Consider the following 18,990-nt stretch of genomic DNA (forward strand, 5'->3'; position numbering starts at 1 on the left):
CATACTGGAGGGTCACGAATCTAGTCGTATGGTCGGAGCCGATGCGTGGGTACTCTATTCGAGTGAAGGAACAGCGACGCACCTGAAACGACCGGAGCGTGAGGAAACCTACTGCGGAGACTCACTCGAGTCGTACCGGCCACAGGGGCGGTCGTCCGATCCGAGTGCCTTCCATGCCCAGGATCAGTTCTGCACCCAGTGTCTCTATGAGGCACTTGGCACACACTCGATAGCGATGCTCGACGAGCTTGACACCGCCGACGAATAGCGGTCGCTGTCGCTCGGATCGTAGCGTCGCGAAAAAATAAAGCCGCACCGGATGACCGCTATCGGCGGTCAGTCGTGGTTCTCGTCGTTAGTCGCGCCGGGTGGCCAGCAGCGCAGCCGCCAGCAGCGCGATGACCGCGACGATGGCGCCGAAGCCGGGGCCGCCGCCCTCGGTGGGCGTCGGCGTCTCAGTCGCCGTCGCCGTCGCCGTCGGCTCAGGCGTCGACGTCTCGGTCGGCGTCGGCTCGGGCGTCGCCGTCTCGGTCGGCGTCGGTTCCGGCGTCTCCGTCGGTTCCGGCGTCGCCGTCTGGACGTTCTGGACGATCTCGACTTCGATGATGTCCGTGTTGTAGCTGTCGTCGGCTTCCAGGTCGCCGTGCCCGTCTGCACGTCCTCGAGTTCGAGGGCGACCTGGTAGGTCCCGTCGAAGGACCAGTCCTCGGTCGTCGTCAGTGCGACCGAGTCACCGTCGGTGGTCATCATTTCCACGGTGATCGAGTTGTCGTCCGGCTGGAGGTTCGTGGAACCTTCCGCGACCAGCGTGTCGTCCACGCCGACCGGGTTGACACCAGAGGCCTCCATCCCTTCGGGGTAGACCGTGTTGATCGTCGTCTGCGCGTCCGCGTAGCGGAAGCGCGTCGTGACCATCCGGTCGTCAGAAGCGACTTCCTCGGTCGTCTGGTCGAGGATCCGCGAGCGGACCTGCTGACCCGTCAGACCGGAGTTGTCGTTGTCGAGTTCCGTGACGAATTCCTGGAAGTCCGCACCGGGGTCGAAGGACCCGTCACCGAACTGGTCGTCACGACCCGGAATCATCACGTGAGCACTGACCTCGCCCTCGGAGAGACCGCTACCGCCCGTGGCTTCCGAGACCGTGAGGTCGTCCTCGTCGAACGTGTTGTCGTCGTCGACGCTGACCGTGTGGTACGCGGTGTTCCCACGCTCACCGACGAAGACGATGGTCACCTGCTGGGCACCGAACGCGGTACCGGAGACGTTGACCTCGTTGTCCTCGGTGGCCACCTGGCCGCCGACGGTCTTGAGGTTCGCCTCAAGTTCAGTGTCGAGCACGCGCAGCGACTGCTGAGCGCTCGTGTTCGTGTTGAACTCCGAGGTCGTGATCGTCTCGATCTCGTCCTCGCCCGTACCGATCGTGCCGGGGACACCGTCGGCGTCGAGGACGCCGAGACGGTAGGTCCCGGGCTGGGAGAGTTCGTTGTTACCAGCCGCGTCACCCTGGGAGAGGACGACGTCCTCTTCGTCGAAGGTGCCGTCAGCGTCGACGGTCAGCGTGTTGCTGCCGTCGATCTGGAGAAGCTGGTAGTCGTTCTGGCGGCGGACGAAGAAGGCGACCTCGTCGATGCCTTCCGACGCCGTGCCGTTCACGTCCACTTCACTCCCGACAACGTAGGTGTTGCCGGGCGATTCGATGGAGAGGTCACCCTGCTCGACGGTCAGAGTTTCGTCGTCCGTCTCGTTGTCCTCTGCGGTCGCGTTGCTCGTCGAGAACGGAACGCCGAAGCCCTGCTCGTACAGGTAGACGTCCACGTCCGAGTCGTCGAGATACTGCGTCTCGATCTGACCGACGCCGACACCCGTGTCGTCGTCGATCGTCACGTTCGCGTACGCGTAGTCGATGTTGGCGGCGTCGTCGGCCGTGTCGGTGTTACGCTCGTCAACGTCGCCGGAGAGGTCCTCCGCGTTGCTGACAGTACCGACTGCACCGGTGTCACCAACCTGGCGGAAGACCTTCTGTGCGTTGCTGGGCGAGAAGCCGTCACGGAAGTCGTCGGCTTCGATCAGGACCGTGTGCGTGTCGCCAGCGTCCGAGCCCTGAATCTCGAAGCGGACGTCCTCACCGCGCGTGACTTCGTCCGAGTCGAGGTTGAGGCTCGCGTCGTCGTCGCCGGTGACCGTAACGGTCGTGGTCTGGACGGCCTCACCGAAGTCGAGGTCGTCCGTCCCGGCGAGTTCGATCGTGTACGTGCCCGTACCCGAGTCAGCGAGGTCGAGGTCGTAGCCGACCTCGTCGTTGCTGAGCTCGTATCCGTTCTGGGTCTCCGCATCCGACGTGACGTCGCCCGAATCTTTGACAGCATCGGAGGTGACGTCACCGGTCACGTCGAGACCGGAGTCGTCGGTGACGGTCAGTTCGAGGTCCTCGGCCTGCTCGTAGTTCCACGAGGCGACGACCGAGAGGTACCCGGAACCGCTCTCACCGGAGACACCCTCGGCGACCGAGCCGCCGGCGATGTCCTCACCGTTCGTGTTGATCACGTCCAGCGTGGTGACACGCGGAGTCGTGACCGTCACACCGGGCGAACCGGAAGAGCCGTCGGTCGTGTAGCGACCGGTTTCCTGACTCTGCGGGATGTCGGGGAGTTCGAGGGGAACGCCCTCGGCGTCACCGGCCGTCTTCACGAGCGTCTCGCCCGCGAGGTCGCCGCCCAGGGAGAGACCGGACTCGCCCTGGAAGACGGTCGCGCCGTCGTAGATGGTACCTTCACCGTCCGCGGTGCTGAAGTCGGAACTACGGGTGATGTCGGAAACCGAGATGGACTCGATGTCCGTGGATTGATCGGCATTGCTCTCGATGTCAGTGACAGTGGAGTCAACACTGTCGTCGTTTTCGTCGATCGAGGCAGTGACAGTGTCCGAAGAGACACCGTTGTAGTTGACAACAGCATCGAATGTAACGGTGATATTGTCGGTTCCATCTGCCACCTGCTGCGTGTCGACCGTCACACCGATGTTGTGGTCACCAATGACCTGCAGGTTTTCAGTGACCTCGCTGTCACTATTGGAGAACGTTTCAGTATCGTTCTCGATGCTGATCGAATCAGTCTGGATCGATTTGAATACTGCGTTGTCGTTGGTGATGTTGATTTCTTCGCCGCCACTACCACTAGAGGCGTCCACATTATCAAACGTGACTGTGACTGTCTGAGTCACGTTCTGCTGTGGGACTGTACTCGGGGACACAGACGCGTTGTTTGTGTCGATTGAGTCAACCGCAGCAGCCGATCCCGACAGCGCCACGGTACCAGCGAAGACGCTGAATACCATAAGCGCCGCAAGGATAACTGCGCGGACTTTCTCGTTATAGTCTGTCATTTTTTGCGTTGTTGTGTCTGCAGTGACATTTCCGAGGTCGTTCCTCTTTCATGTCGGGTTTGTGGTCTGGGACGATCCAGCCACTGGTAGGGGTGTCAGGAAAATATCGAACCTGAATTAAGTGTTTTGTGGTACTTCGATATTATTGTAATCTAAAATATACTAAGAAAGTGTGAGCTCACTAATGTTTGTTCGTCTATATTTTTGGCGTGTCAGCTCGGTTGAGCGTGTTATTTGTGCGCGACCGCTCACAGTCAACATACCAATGACAAAAGCATTCGAGAAGATCCAGGAAGGCCCACAGACGGAGTTTGGGCTTGGAGATTTCAATTACGAGGAACGAACCCATGTCCGGCAGATACGGATTTCAGGACGCAACACTCGGGAAGATGGCGCTGCGTTCAATGCCGTCGTGTACCTCGAAGGGGATGACAAAAGAGCCGCGCAGAAATTCGTGGAGGTGAATCGCGAGGAACTCGAGCAGATCGATGCGACTGGCCGTAATTTCCTGCAGGACGCTGTTGCGCGTGAGATTTACGATTGGATTCTCCACTATCTCGGCGAGCGGAAACTGGAAAAGTTCGAGACGGTTGTCCGAGAAGCCCGTCCCGACGGCACAATCTGGATCATCGATCGCGACCGCTACGAGGAGCATCACAACCGCCGATATACAGCCAGTGAAAGTGGTGTCGTCAAGCTCACCGACACCACGCCAATGGAGCTCTTCGAATCGTTTGGACCACTCATCACATGGTCGAACATCGACGACCACGACTGTATCGAGGCGCATACGCCAGTAACGCTGCTCGAGTATTATCGGGTATCACCGGAGTATTCCGTGGAACCACTCGAAATCAGCAGGGAGACCGAGCAGGGACGACAGACAGAACCAGCACTCCGGAAGGTGGCCGACGAAGCGCCTGCAGAGTCACCAGAGACTCCTGAGGAATAGGCATGCACCGAGTTACACACACTGCGGAGTACCTACGAAAGATCACGCCAGTAGCTGTAAGCGCCCCACGCCAGAATCGCCGGCGTCGGGCTACTCGACCCACCGCGCGTCCGGCAGAATAGCTCGCTGCAGGATCGCCGCGCCCGCGTGCGGATCGCACGTTTCTCCAGCATAGTGCTTCACGAGTACCGACGGGTCCTCGGTGAGCCACCGCAGACTCGAGGAGTACTCGTGATGGGCCGCGACGAGCGTCGTGTCGTTCGGCCCCGCAAACAGGAGGACGTCGACCTGCATCTGCCGGCCGACATCGGCGGGATTTCGGTACACCCACGCCCCGAGTTGCCGGCGCCCGTCGGGCGTGGTCTTCGTCGCCGAGAGGACGTTCCGACGACAGCCGGCCTGCCACAGCATCCGCTCGACTTCCTCGGGCGAGGCCTGCAACAGGCCGACGTACTCCGCCGGTGCGATTTCGTAGGCCGAACCGACGCCACCGAGGAGACGTTCGATGGCCGGATCCAGCATCGGCAGTGCAGTCGCCCGGATCACCTCGACCCAGTCGGCGTCGGGACCGAGACGGCGACGCGTCCCCACGAGGACGACGATCGAAACGGCGCCGGCGGCGACGAGGATGGTTGTCGGGGCGATACTGAGGACTGACCACAGTTGGGACTGGGCCATACGCGGGCACCGACAGACAGGGGGGCGATCAGGACGGGTCGATATCGATCCAGCCGGTCAGGATCGTCGTCTGATTGCCGTCTGAATCAGTCACGACGACCTTGTGGTAGTACTCGCCCGAGAGTCCCTGCGTCTCGCCATCGTCGATTTCGACGCGGAACTCTCCAGCGCCGAGGTCGACGTCGACGATGCCACTCCCGAGGGTTTTCGTGAGCTCCGGCGCGAACGCCGGCAGCGGGCGGAGTGTCCACTCGATGCTGGCGCCCGAGAGGTCCGTCGGCGTGCTATTCCGGTCGTCCGTGTAGCAGGTGACGTCGAGGTGGAGGGTATCGCCCTCCCAGTAGGTGTCGACGTCCTGGTTAGTGCGTGCGGGCATGGTGATCGAGCCGATGAGGTCGCGGGTGATGTCGAAGCCCCCAGCGAGGGTGCGGTCCAGGTCGAACGCGGCGACGAGGGACTCAACCTCGACGATAGCGCCCGGGGGCGCGAACGCTCCAGCCGGCTGCTCGACTGTGACGACGCCGACGCTCGCCGTCTCGGTCGTGGGGGCAAGCACCTGGCCGGGAGGGGCCACAGCGTCGACGGTGGTCGTGGTCCCAGTCACCGTCGTGGGGGCCGACGCAGTGCCGTTCGGCCCCGCGGCGGTCACCGTCGCCGTCGAGCCGGTCAGGACGATCCCGCCAGTACTCCCCGCAGGCTGGACGACAGTGACAACTGCCGTGGACCCGGTCGCTATCGTCGGCGCGGTGGTGGTACCGCTCGGTCCCGTGGCCGTGACGGTGGCGACGCTCCCGGTAGCCGTGGTGGATGCCTGGATCGCGCCCGCCGGTTCGACGGCCCCGACGACGCCGGCCGTGCCGGTGCCGGTTGCGGGTGCTGCGACGGCGCCGCTGGGGGCCTGGACGGACGTCGTGGGTGCCGACGCGGTCGCGGTGACCGGTGCTGTAGCGTCGCCGGTCGGTTCGGCGACAGTGACGGTAGCCGCCGAGCCGGTCAGCGTGATTGGTTGGGTCGCCGTTTCCTGGGTGCCAACGGTCAACAGCGCCCCGGAGTTGCGGAGGAGATTATCAGTTGTCTCGGCGTACCCCGCACCACGGTCGACGGACGAGAGACGCAGTTCGTCGACGAGGTCCGTGAGCGCGCTTGACCCCGTCCCGTCGCTATCGCCGAACCACGCGTTGCCCGAGTCCGGGAGCGAGTTTGTGTAGGAGGCTGTTCCGATCTGCGTCCCGTTTCGGTGCAGAGACATCGTCGAGCCGTCCCACCGACCAATCTGCGAGACCGCCCCCGTGAGCGAAGTGTCAGAATCAGAGACACGGGAGCCTTCGAGGATGAAGTCGAGTCCGTTCGCGTTGTCCGGCCACAGCATCGTCTGGCTCGTCCCCGTCCCGGTCGTGTTGAAGGCCCGACCGTCATCGAACGCGGGGTCGACATACCAAATCTCGACCGTGAGGCCGGCCGATCCAGCGATAAGGTCGCTTCCAAACTCGACAGATGACCCGCCGTCGAAGTTCCACCCGTTCGAGAAGACACTCGCTTCTTCTTGCGCGGAGCCGAGGGTGCCGTTGACAGTCCCGTCGTTCGCGTTAGCCGTTGAGTCGGGAAGCGTTCCCGTTCCCGGATCCGCCTCAAAGTGGTAGACCCCGATGTAATCGCCGTCCCATGTGCCGGTGACGTTCTCTTGATTCGCGGCGCTTCCGTTCCCGTAGTAGATGAAAATGCTGGTGTCGGACGACGAGGAGAGCGTCGCAACCTGCACCCACGCGTAGAGGTCGCCGGTGGCGGGGTCGTATGACTCGATCTCGTGGTTGAGCTTCGTCGTTCCATCGTCAGCGGTGAAGAGGATGTCGTCACCACTCGACTGGGCGTTCGACCCGAGGTCGCCGTCTCCGGTGATCTCTATCGGTACCGGATAGCTCGACAGATCGGCCGTCACCTGCCCGGTGTCGATGTCGAGTGATTTCCGGTAGGACCAGTTCGAGTCGTACCACGATGCCGTCGGCTCATCGCTACCGGGGCCACTCTCTCCGGAAGTTGATCCGTATGCGGAGCTTCCGTATGCGGAGCTTCCGTAGGTCATAGGACTGTGTTGTTGCTCGTATCCGTGGAGTTGAGTGTCAGCCCCGCGCCACCCTGCTGCGTGCAGTCGTGGATTTTGTTGCCCGAAACACCGGCCGTTTCGTGGACTACGTCACGTGTCGTCGGCGAATCGTTGGCGTACACGTCAGCCTGCACGTCTCGGATTACGTTCCTCGTACAGGTGCCCGCTGCGTCGGTGAGATGGACGGCATCCCCAGTGTCGGTGTTGCCGGCACGACCGACCGTCAGTCCCTCGACGGTCGAATTGGTCACACCATCGAGGTAGATCGCGTGCGCGGCCGAGATGAGCGACTGGATGCCGTCGATATGGAGTCGTGAACACCCCGTCGCGACGATGGCTCGGCTTGTGTGGTTGATCGTCGTGGAGTAGACCTTGTTCTTATTCCCCGTGACGGTGATCTTGTCCTGCGTTCCACCGGCCGAGACATGGCAGGATGTGACGGTGTTGTTCTCGCCGGCAAGCGTGAGGGCCGTCTTATTCGAGATGTCACACCCGACGAACATCACGTAGTCGGCGTCCGAATTGACCTGCGCCGTGCAATTATTGAATTGACAGTCCTCGACGCGAAGCGTTCCCCACTCATTCTGCGTCGAGTTTTTGCCCGCTACCTGGAGAGTATTCCCCCACATGTCTTCGAAATCACAGCCTTGGCACACCGACTCGGCGACGTTGTTGAACTGCATCCCGGCGATGGTGACACCGTTTCGAGGTCCGAACGTAACGTTCTCGAATCGGACGTTCCGGTGATCGGCGGCGGGATCCGTCCGCATCATCCAATCGTTCGCGAAACTCGAGGCGCTCGAATCCGAGTCCGGCTGGATTGTCCCGTTCCGGATTGTGATCGGCGACGGGACCGTGACCGTCGACGCGACCGTGTACTCCCTGCCGGCGAGATCAATCACCTCACCGGACCTGCCGGGGATGTACGTGGTAAGGTCGGCATCGGCTGGGGGACAGAGACGTTTCCGTAGCTGTCGTCCGACAGTTCCGCGTCGATGGTCGAGATGGTATCGGCGAAGATGCCCATCTGAAGCGCCGACGTGGATGGGTGCGACGTGTCGGTCGTGTCCCCGATACCGCGCGTCACTGTGAGATTGTCGTTTGTCGTGTCTCGCCCGGTGACACGGACCTTCTCGACGCTCCCGTCCTGATCCGGCCGGCCGACCGACTCATCCCACAACGTGAGGTTGTAGTTCCCGTTGGCTGGGTCCGGGTACTCTGACGCATCCGTCACAGAGATAGTGGTATCTCCGGGGTCGATTGAGGCGTCGACCGTTCCACGAACGAAGTCAGCTGTTTGATCGAGGACCATCTATGGCGTCAGGTTGAGCACGCCCTCGGCGTTGATCTCCCAGGTGAAGTCCTCGCCGTTGGTCTGTTTGGGCAGTGCCGACTCGGTGCTGTCGTCCCACACGCGGATGATTCGGTCGTCGGCGGGTGTGGTGTCGTCACCACCGACCTGCTCGTAGAGGATCACCGCCTGAACCGTTTGGCCACCGGTGTTCGAACCGAGCGCGGACCACACGAGGTCGTCGGCGTCGAAGACCGCCTCGGCGTCAGTGGTGTCCTCGGTGACCGACAGGCCCGTGACGTCCACGCGCGCGTAGTTGGTGTCGTCGTACTCCTCGGCTGTCGTCCCGTTGTCGACGACGTCGCTCACGAAGGTGTGGGCGGTCGCATCCGGTGTGTAGGCGGTCGTGTCCTTGAGCAGGAGCGCACGATACGTCCCGGTCGAGAGGTCGATGTTGCCGCGGAGAAACTCCGCGAGCGTCTGGATTGGAATCATGAGTCTGAATGAAGTCCACTGGGCACGGCCCTCGCCTTGCGGGTCATCGAGGCCGTATCAGATGCGTTCGCCGTGCTGTTCGAGGCGGCCCCGGAGGTCCGCGACGACGTCCTGGACGCGCCGCCGACTCGCCACCTCCAGTTCGACGCGGCCGTCCTGCACCGAGAGGCCGCGGGGCGTCCACGCCCCGTCGTTGGGGAGGCCGTCGACGGCCAGCGCCTCGAGGACGCTCCAGCCGGGCGGCAGTTCGGGGATGGTGAGTGTCCCCGATTCCACTGGATCCTCGAGGCGGTCGACGAGGTAGAACGCCAGTGCCTCGCACATCGCGTCGGTCGTCGCCGAAACCGTCACGTCGTCGAGAGCCTTCTTCGGCGAGGCGTTCGGAACCGCATAGCTCCCGATCGGCTTCCACTCGTAATCGACGAGGAGGGCCTGGCCGTCGCTGATCGCCGTCGCCGCCGGGTAGGAGAGCGTCCCGCTGGCCTCGTTGAGACGCCAATCGATGCCGCGCTCGTAGGCGTCGCCGGTCGCCGCGTCGCGGACCTGCGCGGTCCCCTCGACGAGGTTGTCGTTCGCGAGGCTGTTGTCGTTGATCAAGTCCGCGGTGACGGACTCCTCGCTGACTGTGATGGCCGCGCCCTTGACGGTCGCAGATTCTTTCTGCCGGCCGAGGGTGCGCGTATTCCAGTTGTAGTTCACGAGGTCCAGTTCCCGGTCGCTCGTCCGGTCGCCGATATTGGCCATCTGAACGACCTGCTGATCGGCGTCGCGATCCCAGTCCAGCGCCCACAGCATATCGCCCCGCTCAACGAGGCTCGTGAGAATCGACTCGCGCGTTCCGCGGAACTGGTCGTTGATGAGTGGTGGGCTATCCCGGACGTCCTTGTAGAGTGTGTACTCGCTGACGGACTGGGAGCTCACGCCAGTCGTCGGGGTCGCGGACTGGGTGCCGTAGGGACCGATCGCCAGCCGGACTGGAGGTCGACCGATGGATCGGCCCACGAGGCGTTTACGCCCGTCGAGTTGCTACGTTCGATCCACGTGTCTCCATAGTTTTGTGAGACTGCAACGGCCTGCACGCCGCTCGTATCATCCCATATGGAGGCAAGCCGGGCGCCGACACCCGAGCGAAACCCACGGACAAGGAAGACAGCGCCGACGGGATCCGGAGAGTGATACCCCGGCTGTGCGAGGGCGTCGTTGCTGTCGGTCGTGTTGTCGAACCCGCCCGGCGGGTAGCGGCCGTCATGCACTGAGACGACGTCAACGGCCCACGTGCCCGTCGTTGAGACGGACGTCCCGCCTGGGATTGCATTGACGGCTTCCACCTCAACGATGTGGTCGCCCGCCGAAAGTGCCGATGGCGAGACGGACTCGCCGGAGGTGTCGTTTTCGTAGGATTGGCCGCCCGTGTAGTTGGTCCAGCCGAGTGTTTTGTTCTGGGTGTTGGTGACCAGGTCAGCCCCCACCGTCTTGCCGTCGATCCGCACCTGCAATTCGCCTTCGAGATTGGCGTACTTGTCTCGGATGCGGATTTCCACCTCGTCGCCCGGGATGTCGTGGTCTAACGTAATCGTTCGCTGGATGGTACCGCCGACGGCGTCGGCCGCTTCGGCGGCCGAATAGTCTGCATCGTCGCCGAACTCTCCGCTGACGACCGTGCCGCCGCTGGTGTACTGCTCGCCCTCCCACACCCAGCAGGTCTGCCCGCGTTCGACGGTGCCATCCGCCCGCACCACGACCGGTGCGTCACTCCGGCGCCGGTCGAGGTACGTCTCGGCCGCATCCTGGGTGTCGACCGTGATGACCTCGTCCTCGCTGACCGACGGCGCCGTCACATCCTTGCCGTACGGTGTGTCGTCAACGACGGCGTTGACTGCCGCGTGGACGTCGGTGTTGGTAAACTGGTACTCATCGGTCTCGTAGAGTGCCGTCCCGCCCTCGGCGATAAGTGTCGTCGCCCCCGGCGTCTGCCCCCGGTCAGCGAGTTGGTCGATGGGGAGGCGCTTGCCATCGTGCCACACCCGAACGGGGGCGTCGATGAAGGCATCGGAGTCCCAGCCCTCGTCTTTCGGGACTGGGATCGTGACCTGTTCGAGGTCGTTGACGCTGGGGTCGCGCTGGGGGGAGCCGACGATAGGCGGTGTGCGCGGTGTATCGGCACTGGGTGTGTCGACTTCGGCCCACCACCCAGACGTCGGCGCCGCGTTGCTCGGGCGAATCGAGTTACTGGTGGCCTGTGCCGTCGTCGCCCGCGAGACGACGTGCTCGGTCCGGTTACTCACCCGCCACTGGTAGGTCACGCCGGGGACGATCGTGTCGTCGACGTGCTGGGTCGCGTTCGCAGCCTTCACGACTACCTCCTCGTAGGCACCGAACCCATCGGCGTACTCCCGGCGACGCTCGATGAGGATGTCGTCCTCGTTGTCGGCGGTGTCGTCCCAGGTGATCGTGGCCTGGGTGGCTTGGATGCTCGCCACTTGGACGTCGCCCGGCTGAGGAAGCAGGGTGATTGCCGAAACGCCCGCCCACACACCGTTGACGTGTTCGGTCTCGTGCCGGCCTTGGAGGTCGAATTTCTCTCCGTCGGGCAACCCCGTGAACACGAGATCGGCGCCGTCGTAGGCGACGACGACATCCGATCCGTAGGCGTCCCCGCTGTTGGTGACGCGGAGCTGGCCACGGTAGTCGCCGTAGTCCGCGACGCCGGGGTTCGGGATGCGGAGTTGATCCTCGACAGACGTGTCGACCGGCGTGATATCATCCTGGGAGAGGTCCCGCGGGTCCGTCGTCCGCGTCAGCGTCCCCGAATCGCTCTCGGTGTCGGGATAGACGGCCGTGACCTTGAGGACGTATTCTTGGCCGTCGTCCTGCTCAGGTGTCGTGTACTGGGTGGTATCTGGTGTTTGGTCCGTCCCAAGTTGGGAGAATGAACTCCCGTTGTCGATCGAGCCGCGGATTTCGAGGTGGTCTTCGTCAGAGCCACCACGAGTAAAGTCGCAGTCGAAGGCGTCGGCGTGGCCGTCACCGCTGTCGTCGACGACGGTCAGTGAGCCGAAGGTGGGCGCTGGGCCGTTTGTTGTTTGGGAGACTTCGGACGTGGCCGTCGAGCCCGCGGGGTTGGTGGCGACGGCTTTGTAGTAGTATATCTTGCCCTGTGTGAGGCCGGTGTCAGTGTAGGTCTGGGCACCGCCGGATGAAATCGAAGCGACCTGATTGCCCGAATCGGGGGAAAACCCACTCGACGTGGATCGGTGAATGGTCCACGACTCAGAGTTGTCAGCGTCGACTGCAAGATCTACCGTCGTGTCAGTATGATCCGCGACCGTGAGGGAGACGTTCCGCGGGTGGTCGATGATTTCGATTCGCGGCGTGGCGGGGGACTCAGTCGTTTCGGTAACGCTCGTCAACTCCGCGATGGCCGTCGTCCCGCCGGGATGGCCGGCTGTCGCCGGGATGTCGGGATCTGCGTCCAGGTTTTCCTGCGTCCCACCATCGCCACCCTCGCCGCTTCCGCCGCCGTCTTGCGCTCCCTGTCCGCCGATCCCTCCACGGGCGCCACCGCCGCCGCCGTGATCTCCGTTGTAGGTAGGGTTGTACGTACCGGCACCGCCACCACCACCTTCCGCGATGGCGACGTACACTCCGTCTCCGTCCCGTTCGAGGACCGTAACGGCACCACCGGCACCACCCCACTCATTCACCTCGGATGTGGAATTGGAATCTCCACCGTCCGCTATCGGGGAGGGGGCGCCGACGGTAGGGTAGCCGTCGGGGCCGTCCGAGACAGTCCCCGCGACGTAGAGCGTGAAACTTTCGCCGCCCGAGAGCGGGAGGACGCCCTCCACTTTACCAGCAGCGCCGGCGCTTGTCTCCGAGCCACCCGCCCCTTCGCTGCCCACAACGACGAGTTTGAACTCGGCGAGACCATCTGGTGGGTCGTAGGTCCCCGAGGAGTTCGGCGTGTCGTAGGTGGGCATCTATCGAGTCACTCCCGAAGTTCCTGCCGAGCGATCAGCGTCCGCTTAGGTTGCGGGTCGATCACCGTCGATGCGGCAATCGGCTCCAGCCGCGTCACAAGTCCCGACGGCACCTGAAGATCCGCCGGCGAGTACAGCAGTAGATCGTCCCACCCGCGATGGAGGGCGAGCTCGACCTCGAACAGGTCGCCGCTGCTGGTGTCCTCGAAGGTCAGGCGGGCGCGAACCTGCGCGGCGCCGGGGTGGGTGAGGTCGACGTCGAAGAGCTGCCAGTCCGAACTCCCGAGCGGGACGCTCGTCCACTGTCCGTTCGCGTCGTCCCACCGCTCGGCAGAAAGGGTGTTGGCGCCCTCGTCGAGCGTGACACGGAGGCGGCCGTTGTCGGCTACGAGCGCGCCAACAGGGTCGTGGGATGTCGCGAAGACCTTTGCCCACTGGAGGTCGCCGTCGCCGTCCAGCTTGTTGGCGAGTCTCCGCGTGTCCCACACGCGACAATCAACCGGCGATTCCGCACCGTAGGCGATTCGATAGACGAGATACGGTCGATCGTAGGGTGCGTTTGTCACGTCGAACTGGGACAGGTCGCCGAGTTCTGCGCTCACGGTCGCCGTCGGGCCCCCGACCGCCTGTTGCTGGGTCTTGTCCCGCGAGACCCACCGAATTGCGTCCGCGGTGGCGGGGATCGCCACCAGTTCGGTCGTATCGTTGCCGAAGGGATGGGGTCGCTCTTTCGGGTCCGTTTTGGCGGCGACGCGGTACTCCGCCTTCGTCCCCTTGCGGCGGAGTGTGAGCGAGTAATTCCAGAGGTTGTCGGTGCGGGCGTCCGCGGGATCAACGTCCGCCGATTCGACGACGTAGTAGCCATCGAACGGCGTTTGCCCCGGCCGGCCGTGGATAGGGATGCCACCGAGGTCGACACCCTGCGCGAGTTCGGCGAGTTCGGTCGCCATCTTCGCGGCATACTGGCCGCCGTAGACGCCGTCGAAAGTGCGCTGGTTGGGGTCCGAGGAGACGGATTCAACGCCTCCACTCCCGCCGTCGAGCATGCCGTAGGTCTCGACGTTCTGAGTGAGGTCCGATGTTGGCTGGTCCTGCGTCGCTGCGGGGAGGGCCAGCGCGTAGGCTTTGAGATCCGTGGACATGGTCAGTCAGGGGTTTGCTGGGTGCCGCTCAGCGTCTGGTCGAGCGCGGTCGTTTCCACGAACGTAATGGATCCGTCGAACGACGTTGCAGTCTCACGATCGGCGAGGATATTCGGATCCTCGAGGAATACGGGGAGGTGGTCCTGGGGCATGACCCCGCCTGGCGCGTATTCGCCGTAGATGAGCCGGGCGGGCGTGAACGAGTCGACGCTTCCGATGGTGAGATACCGCATGAGGACGTGCATCTTCTGGACGCGGTCCCCGCCGGTCGCGGTCGCTTGGTCCAGGACGGTTTCGTCGTTCGAGTAGCCCCACTGGCCGTCCTCGGCGCCGAGGCTCGTGATGTCGACCTCGAAGACGTGTTGCCCGCCGCCGGCGTCGATGGTGATGCCCTTGCGAGCGCCATCGTCGGTCGGGAGGTACTCCGACAACAACCCGATTACGTCGGAGAGCGCACTGTCGACGAGATAGCCCGCAACAGTCTCCTCGACGGTTGCCTTCCGGAACTCGAAGCGGCCGGTCTGTTGGCCAAGTGAGCCGCCGAAGTCGGCGTCGATTTCGAGGATTGGGTGTGGCTGAGTGGGCATCGGCTACGTAAGGTCCCGACGGAGCTCTTCGACGTGCTGCTTGGCACGCCGGTCGATCAGCCGTTTGAGTTCGGCGTCGCTGCGCCCTTCGATGGTGTAGTTGGCCGTGACGTCAGTGCTGTTTCCTCGCCGGTCGTACCGCTCACGCGCAGGATTCGCCGCCGAAATGCTGTCCGATGACGTCGCCGTCGGCGTCACACCGACGCTCGCTCGGCGGGTGCGGTCCTGGCCACCACCGAGACTCGGGAGGTCGGGGAGAAACCGCTCCAAGAGTCCGCCGTTGCCACGGTCTCGTCGACGTTCAGACTGGGCGGCGACCATCGTCGGGATTGCGAAGGGTGCCGTGACGGCCGAGCCGACGCGGGCGGCCGTCCCGATGCCTGGCCCACGACCAACCTGTCGAGCGGCCTCTGCCCCCGCGCCGGCGGCGAGCGCCCCGGCGATGATCTTCTTGATGTCGATGCCGCCCTCGGGGACGTCGACGAGGTCGGCGACCGACAGCGAGACAGGATCGTCGATCACATCCGAGGCAACGACGCGGGCGGTCTCGCCGACGACGTCGCCCGCGACGATTGTCGCCGCGACGCCGATCACATCGGCGGCCGTAATTCCGGCTTCCTCGGCGATGAGGTCTGCCGCCGCGACCGTCGCAGGCGTCCCGATGACGTTCGCTGCGACGAGGAAGCACCGCCAGCGATCACGTCGCTCGCAGCGATACCGGCCGGCGATCCGATAAGGTCAACCGCTGCGACGGAGGCCGGCGTGGCGACGACATCCGCGGGGATGAGGTCCACCCCACCGATCGCCTCGGTCGGGTCGATCGTCCCGAGGGCGTCGCCAACACGACTCGCGATGACGCTCCCGAGCCCGACGCCGCCGAGGATGCCGGCGAAGATACCACCGATAGCACCCAGACCACCGAGCCCACCGCCACCCTTGGCCTGCGAGAAGTTCCCCGACTCCGTCTCTTCGAGGAGGTCCCGGAGGAGGTCGTTGCGTGTCTCATCGAGGTCGAGCCCACGGTCGAGATGGTCGGTGATGGTGCCGAGTCGGTTGGTCTGATCCGTGAGCAGTTGCCGCGACATCGCCCGCTCACGGCCGGCGATACGGGAGTCGCCGGCCGCACTCGCCGAGGCACCGGCCGTTTCGACGCCAACGGAGACGTCGCCGAGGGCGTCTTCGATTTCGGCGCGGGCCTCGCGCAGGCTCGCCTGGTCGGGCGTCGCGAGCAGCGAGACTTCGGTGGAAAACTCACTCATGAGTCAGGCACGCTCCCGATCGCTCGCCGCGCGTCGAGGATGTCGTGAATCGCCAGCCACGCCTCGACGTCGCGCCACGGAATCTCGTCAATCACGCGGGGGTCACCACCGCGGTCGAGGACAAGCGCGCGGGCATACTGGTAGATCAGTCGTCGGTCGAGGTCTGTTTCTGTCGCGCTTCCACGAGCAAGTCGTTGAAGCGCGTCCCGTCGTTTCCCTCGACGCTCATCAGCTCGCTGACGCGGGCGTCGGCCCACCGGAGATAGCCGATGTGCAGCCCCGAGGCGGAAGCGACCCGGTCGTCGAGGGACATCTCCTCGTCGACATAGGGCGCCTCGACGGTGCCCTTCGCGACGAAGTAGACACGGGCCTTGCCTGGCCCGGCCTCGCCCATCCCGTCCTCAACGTGGCCGTACTCGCCACCCGTGAGACCGGCGAGCGTGACGCCATCGACATCCCAAGTGCGGAGTGCCCACCGGAGGCCGTCGGCTTGGGACTGGAGTTGCGAGCCCTGCTGTTCGAGCGTCGGGACGATAGGGTTGTCCGGATCCAGCGGGCCGAGCGTCTCCGCGATGTCCTGCATCGCCTCTTCGATGCGCTCGATTTCCGCACTGAACTCGTAGTATTCGGTGTCCAGTGGCATCTTAGCTCACCGTCACCCCGCCGTTGACATGGAACGTCGTCGGGTCGGTGAGATCGGTCTCGGCGTCGATGAGGTCTGCCCACTGGTAGGAGTCGGGTTTGAGCTTTGGGAGGTCGTAGGTTGTGACGCTCGCCCCGCCTTTACTCGTCAGCGAGAACGATCCCGTGACCGAGGAGAGTTGATCCTGGGGCTCGTTCACACTGCCGCCACCGTAGGCCAAGTCCAGTCGCGTCTCCGGGCCGGTGAAGATCGCACTCGCCTCCAGCGTCGTCTCTGGCGCGGCGATCACGGCGTCGACGGGCGTTGTCTCACCACCGCGTTGGAACCGGGCGATGTTCGAAATTGACAGCGTTGCCGACTGGAGTTTCGTCACGTCGGCGGCGTCGATGGTGAGCGTCGTCCCGTGGAAGGGCACACTGGACCCGTCGGTGACCTGTGTGACGCCCGTCGGTGTGATCGATGTCGCTTCCTGCTCGTCGGCGTACAGCATCGACAGCGAGTAGGTCGTCATCCCGCCCTGCTCGTAGGTGACGCTGTAGTCGACCGGGATACAGCCGATGAGTTCGCGCTCGGCCGTGCCGTCGAGGTAGTCGATGCCAGCGAAGATGCGCCCGGAGGCGGGCCGTCCGGAGACGAACCCCGTCCCGCTATCGTTGAATACGAGGTCCTGAACGTCGCCATGCACGTCCGCCGAGACGACCGCCTCGACGGCGACCGCGCCCTCGAAGTTCTGTTTGACACTCTCGACAGACTCGACGGCGTCGGCCTCGTCGAGTCGTTGGAGTTGGTTTTCCAGCGAGAGTTCGGTGAGCGTTGGATTGCGCCCAAACGCCCAGTAGTCTGGGGCGCCGGTCAGCGACCCCGTGAAACTCTGCTCCTTGCCGAAGGCGAGGCTCGCTGCACCGCCACCGGTCATGACCGCTCACCTCGCGTCTGTTGTATTGTTATCATAGTACTGAAAATTCACAGTGTCTCGAAGCCGTCGAAAGCGACGTCGAAGTCGTAGCAGTGATGGTCTTCCCAATCGGCCATCGCCGGCGTCTCGTTGGTGATCGTCAGGTGGGTGAACGCGACATCGGTGCGCCCCGCATCGGGCCACTGCAACGCGTTGTACAGCGTCGACCGGATCTGCTCGACCAGCGCGTCGTCGGTGCCCTGGAAGGGGACTCCGTCCTCGCCGGTGGGGTCGACGTGCCCGTAGCCACCGGAGTAACCCTCGATGCGAACGCCGACGACCGACTCCAGGTCCAGATTCGGCGCCGTGCCGATGTAGCTGCCCGACCGGTCGACGAAGGCCGCGCCGACGACGTTGGCGTCGCGAAGATCCTCCGTCCGGTCGGTGATCGCGCCGCCCATGTCGAAGTCGCCGCCATCCTCGTAGAGGAGGCTGTTGTCGCGATCGACGCGTCGGAGCGGGTGGGCCGCCGGTTGGACGTCGACGACGGCACCGAGTTCGTCGAGGACGAACTCTACTGGCTTGGCGGTCATATCTCGAGGAGTCTCCGAAGGCCGTTGAACGCGTCTCGGATCGCCCTCGACTCCGGCAGTCCCGAAACGTCGACGTCGGGGAGGAACACGCGCCACCCCGATCGAAACTGACCGCTGGGATCACGCGCCTGGTCGAATTCCTTGCGAACCCATTGTGGGACGTCCGGCCCGGACCAGACAAAGGAGAGCACGGGGTCGCCGTCGACGTGGTGATCGGAGGTGCCGAACTCCCAGCGCGCCATCTGTTCGCTCTCCCACCCGATCGCGACGACGAGGCGGTCACGCCGGCGCTCGACCTGGGGCTCGCCGAGGGAGTCGATCGTCGACTCCACGTCGTAGCCGTGGCGCTCACCGTAGGCCCGCAGCCTCGTGTGGACCAGTTCGACGAACTCGAAGACGAGATTCGCCTGCCGACCGACGAGTGCGTGTTCGGCCTCGTCGAGCATCGCCTTCCGGAGTTTCGCCTCGAAACTCGATTCGAGCGTCGCCATCACAGGTCCACCTCGTAGACCTCAAGCAACTCCTCAGCCTTCGAGCGCATCTCCTCGGCTTTGGTCTCGACGTTGTACAGGCGGGCGTTGTCGGGGATCTGGATGGCGGCCTCCTCGACAAGATCGGCGCCGGCACGGAAGGCGACGGCGCGTCTGACTGTCCGCGGGATGCCCTCGTGGCCGTAGTCGAGATCGACGTAGACGGCGTTCGCGAACGACGGGATCTCGTCGTCCATCGCGTGGACGTCCAAGTACAGCTCCGAGACGCCGCCGTTGTTGACGCGGACCCAGTAGTCCTCGCCACGGTTCTGGGTACCGACGCCGCCGCTGTAGTCATTCGAGTCGACCCAATCGTCGAATCCACCATCGGCGGTGACGACGTGGCAGGCGTTGAGTGCCTGGACGTCCCGACGATCGAAGGTGATCCGCGTGTAGGCCGGCACCGTGTCGTCGACCGGCGGCTCGAGCGCCGCGGAGTCACCGAAAGCCAGCCGAATCTCCT

At 64.1% G+C, this 18,990-nt stretch carries 18 protein-coding genes and 1 pseudogene; 1 reads left to right on the forward strand and 18 read right to left on the reverse strand.

Annotated features, from left to right (window positions below):
- Positions 1-336: 336 nt before the first annotated feature.
- Both csg and V8686_RS18475 read right to left on the reverse strand, forming a co-directional pair.
- Positions 337-3,186, reverse strand: coding sequence for an HVO_2072 family ArtA-dependent S-layer glycoprotein (gene csg / locus V8686_RS16470; protein WP_458329470.1), 2,850 nt, complete (start codon positions 3,184-3,186; stop codon positions 337-339).
- A 99-nt stretch (positions 3,187-3,285) separates the two neighbouring features.
- Positions 3,286-3,381 (reverse strand): annotated as a pseudogene (locus tag V8686_RS18475) (surface glycoprotein); the annotation flags it as partial.
- Positions 3,382-3,646: 265 nt separating this feature from the next.
- Between V8686_RS18475 and V8686_RS16475 the strand changes: the two are divergent.
- The gene (locus tag V8686_RS16475) at positions 3,647-4,333 is read left to right on the forward strand and encodes a hypothetical protein (protein WP_379701783.1); all 687 of its coding nucleotides are present in this window, start codon (positions 3,647-3,649) and stop codon (positions 4,331-4,333) included.
- A gap of 90 nt (positions 4,334-4,423) precedes the next feature.
- On the opposite strand, the gene V8686_RS16480 is transcribed toward V8686_RS16475, so the two are convergent.
- From V8686_RS16480 to V8686_RS16555, 16 genes are all read right to left on the reverse strand, one after another.
- On the reverse strand, positions 4,424-5,011 hold the full coding sequence (locus V8686_RS16480; protein ID WP_379706382.1) for a hypothetical protein: 588 nt from the start codon (positions 5,009-5,011) through the stop codon (positions 4,424-4,426).
- A gap of 28 nt (positions 5,012-5,039) precedes the next feature.
- Positions 5,040-7,091 (reverse strand): DUF2341 domain-containing protein, encoded by a 2,052-nt coding sequence (locus tag V8686_RS16485; protein ID WP_379701786.1) that lies wholly within the window; start codon positions 7,089-7,091, stop codon positions 5,040-5,042.
- Complete coding sequence (locus V8686_RS16490) at positions 7,088-7,885, reverse strand: hypothetical protein (RefSeq protein ID WP_379706385.1); 798 nt, start codon at positions 7,883-7,885, stop codon at positions 7,088-7,090. The genes V8686_RS16485 and V8686_RS16490 overlap by 4 nt, the downstream gene beginning before the upstream one ends.
- A 125-nt stretch (positions 7,886-8,010) precedes the next feature.
- The gene (locus V8686_RS16495) at positions 8,011-8,424 is read right to left on the reverse strand and encodes a hypothetical protein (protein ID WP_379706388.1); all 414 of its coding nucleotides are present in this window, start codon (positions 8,422-8,424) and stop codon (positions 8,011-8,013) included.
- Positions 8,425-8,898: a hypothetical protein gene (locus tag V8686_RS16500; RefSeq protein ID WP_379701789.1), complete on the reverse strand. Its 474-nt coding sequence runs from the start codon at positions 8,896-8,898 to the stop codon at positions 8,425-8,427.
- 57 nt (positions 8,899-8,955) lie between these two features.
- A complete protein-coding gene (locus V8686_RS16505) occupies positions 8,956-9,819 on the reverse strand; it encodes a hypothetical protein (RefSeq protein ID WP_379706391.1) in 864 nt (287 codons plus the stop codon).
- A complete protein-coding gene (locus tag V8686_RS16510) occupies positions 9,816-12,878 on the reverse strand; it encodes a hypothetical protein (RefSeq protein WP_379706393.1) in 3,063 nt (1,020 codons plus the stop codon). The genes V8686_RS16505 and V8686_RS16510 overlap by 4 nt, the downstream gene beginning before the upstream one ends.
- Positions 12,879-12,886: 8 nt before the next feature.
- On the reverse strand, positions 12,887-14,020 hold the full coding sequence (locus V8686_RS16515) for a hypothetical protein (RefSeq protein ID WP_379701713.1): 1,134 nt from the start codon (positions 14,018-14,020) through the stop codon (positions 12,887-12,889).
- A gap of 2 nt (positions 14,021-14,022) precedes the next feature.
- The gene (locus tag V8686_RS16520) at positions 14,023-14,607 is read right to left on the reverse strand and encodes a hypothetical protein (protein WP_379706396.1); all 585 of its coding nucleotides are present in this window, start codon (positions 14,605-14,607) and stop codon (positions 14,023-14,025) included.
- A gap of 3 nt (positions 14,608-14,610) precedes the next feature.
- A complete protein-coding gene (locus tag V8686_RS16525; RefSeq protein ID WP_379701795.1) occupies positions 14,611-15,201 on the reverse strand; it encodes a hypothetical protein in 591 nt (196 codons plus the stop codon).
- Positions 15,198-15,866, reverse strand: coding sequence for a hypothetical protein (locus tag V8686_RS16530; protein WP_379701796.1), 669 nt, complete (start codon positions 15,864-15,866; stop codon positions 15,198-15,200). Before V8686_RS16530 ends, V8686_RS16525 begins: the two co-directional genes overlap by 4 nt.
- 145 nt (positions 15,867-16,011) lie before the next feature.
- Positions 16,012-16,509 (reverse strand): hypothetical protein, encoded by a 498-nt coding sequence (locus tag V8686_RS16535; RefSeq protein WP_379701718.1) that lies wholly within the window; start codon positions 16,507-16,509, stop codon positions 16,012-16,014.
- 1 nt (position 16,510) lies between these two features.
- Complete coding sequence (locus V8686_RS16540; RefSeq protein ID WP_379701798.1) at positions 16,511-17,425, reverse strand: phage tail tube protein; 915 nt, start codon at positions 17,423-17,425, stop codon at positions 16,511-16,513.
- 47 nt (positions 17,426-17,472) lie between these two features.
- The gene (locus tag V8686_RS16545; protein ID WP_379701722.1) at positions 17,473-17,997 is read right to left on the reverse strand and encodes a hypothetical protein; all 525 of its coding nucleotides are present in this window, start codon (positions 17,995-17,997) and stop codon (positions 17,473-17,475) included.
- The gene (locus V8686_RS16550) at positions 17,994-18,488 is read right to left on the reverse strand and encodes a hypothetical protein (RefSeq protein WP_379701800.1); all 495 of its coding nucleotides are present in this window, start codon (positions 18,486-18,488) and stop codon (positions 17,994-17,996) included. Before V8686_RS16550 ends, V8686_RS16545 begins: the two co-directional genes overlap by 4 nt.
- Complete coding sequence (locus V8686_RS16555; RefSeq protein ID WP_379706399.1) at positions 18,488-18,931, reverse strand: hypothetical protein; 444 nt, start codon at positions 18,929-18,931, stop codon at positions 18,488-18,490. Before V8686_RS16555 ends, V8686_RS16550 begins: the two co-directional genes overlap by 1 nt.
- Positions 18,932-18,990 lie beyond the last annotated feature (59 nt).

The organism is Haloplanus litoreus (genome assembly GCF_045690335.1).
GTDB classification, from domain to species: Archaea; Halobacteriota; Halobacteria; order Halobacteriales; family Haloferacaceae; genus Haloplanus; species Haloplanus litoreus.

Coding starts and splice junctions, on each gene's coding strand:
- V8686_RS16475 (WP_379701783.1), top strand. CDS start 3,647: ATGACAAAAGCATTCGAGAAGATCCAGGAAGGCCCACAGACGGAGTTT.
- V8686_RS16480 (WP_379706382.1), bottom strand. CDS start 5,011: ATGGCCCAGTCCCAACTGTGGTCAGTCCTCAGTATCGCCCCGACAACC.
- V8686_RS16485 (WP_379701786.1), bottom strand. CDS start 7,091: ATGACCTACGGAAGCTCCGCATACGGAAGCTCCGCATACGGATCAACT.
- V8686_RS16490 (WP_379706385.1), bottom strand. CDS start 7,885: ATGATGCGGACGGATCCCGCCGCCGATCACCGGAACGTCCGATTCGAG.
- V8686_RS16495 (WP_379706388.1), bottom strand. CDS start 8,424: ATGGTCCTCGATCAAACAGCTGACTTCGTTCGTGGAACGGTCGACGCC.
- V8686_RS16500 (WP_379701789.1), bottom strand. CDS start 8,898: ATGATTCCAATCCAGACGCTCGCGGAGTTTCTCCGCGGCAACATCGAC.
- V8686_RS16510 (WP_379706393.1), bottom strand. CDS start 12,878: ATGCCCACCTACGACACGCCGAACTCCTCGGGGACCTACGACCCACCA.
- V8686_RS16515 (WP_379701713.1), bottom strand. CDS start 14,020: ATGTCCACGGATCTCAAAGCCTACGCGCTGGCCCTCCCCGCAGCGACG.
- V8686_RS16520 (WP_379706396.1), bottom strand. CDS start 14,607: ATGCCCACTCAGCCACACCCAATCCTCGAAATCGACGCCGACTTCGGC.
- V8686_RS16530 (WP_379701796.1), bottom strand. CDS start 15,866: ATGAGTGAGTTTTCCACCGAAGTCTCGCTGCTCGCGACGCCCGACCAG.
- V8686_RS16535 (WP_379701718.1), bottom strand. CDS start 16,509: ATGCCACTGGACACCGAATACTACGAGTTCAGTGCGGAAATCGAGCGC.
- V8686_RS16540 (WP_379701798.1), bottom strand. CDS start 17,425: ATGACCGGTGGCGGTGCAGCGAGCCTCGCCTTCGGCAAGGAGCAGAGT.
- V8686_RS16545 (WP_379701722.1), bottom strand. CDS start 17,997: ATGACCGCCAAGCCAGTAGAGTTCGTCCTCGACGAACTCGGTGCCGTC.
- V8686_RS16550 (WP_379701800.1), bottom strand. CDS start 18,488: ATGGCGACGCTCGAATCGAGTTTCGAGGCGAAACTCCGGAAGGCGATG.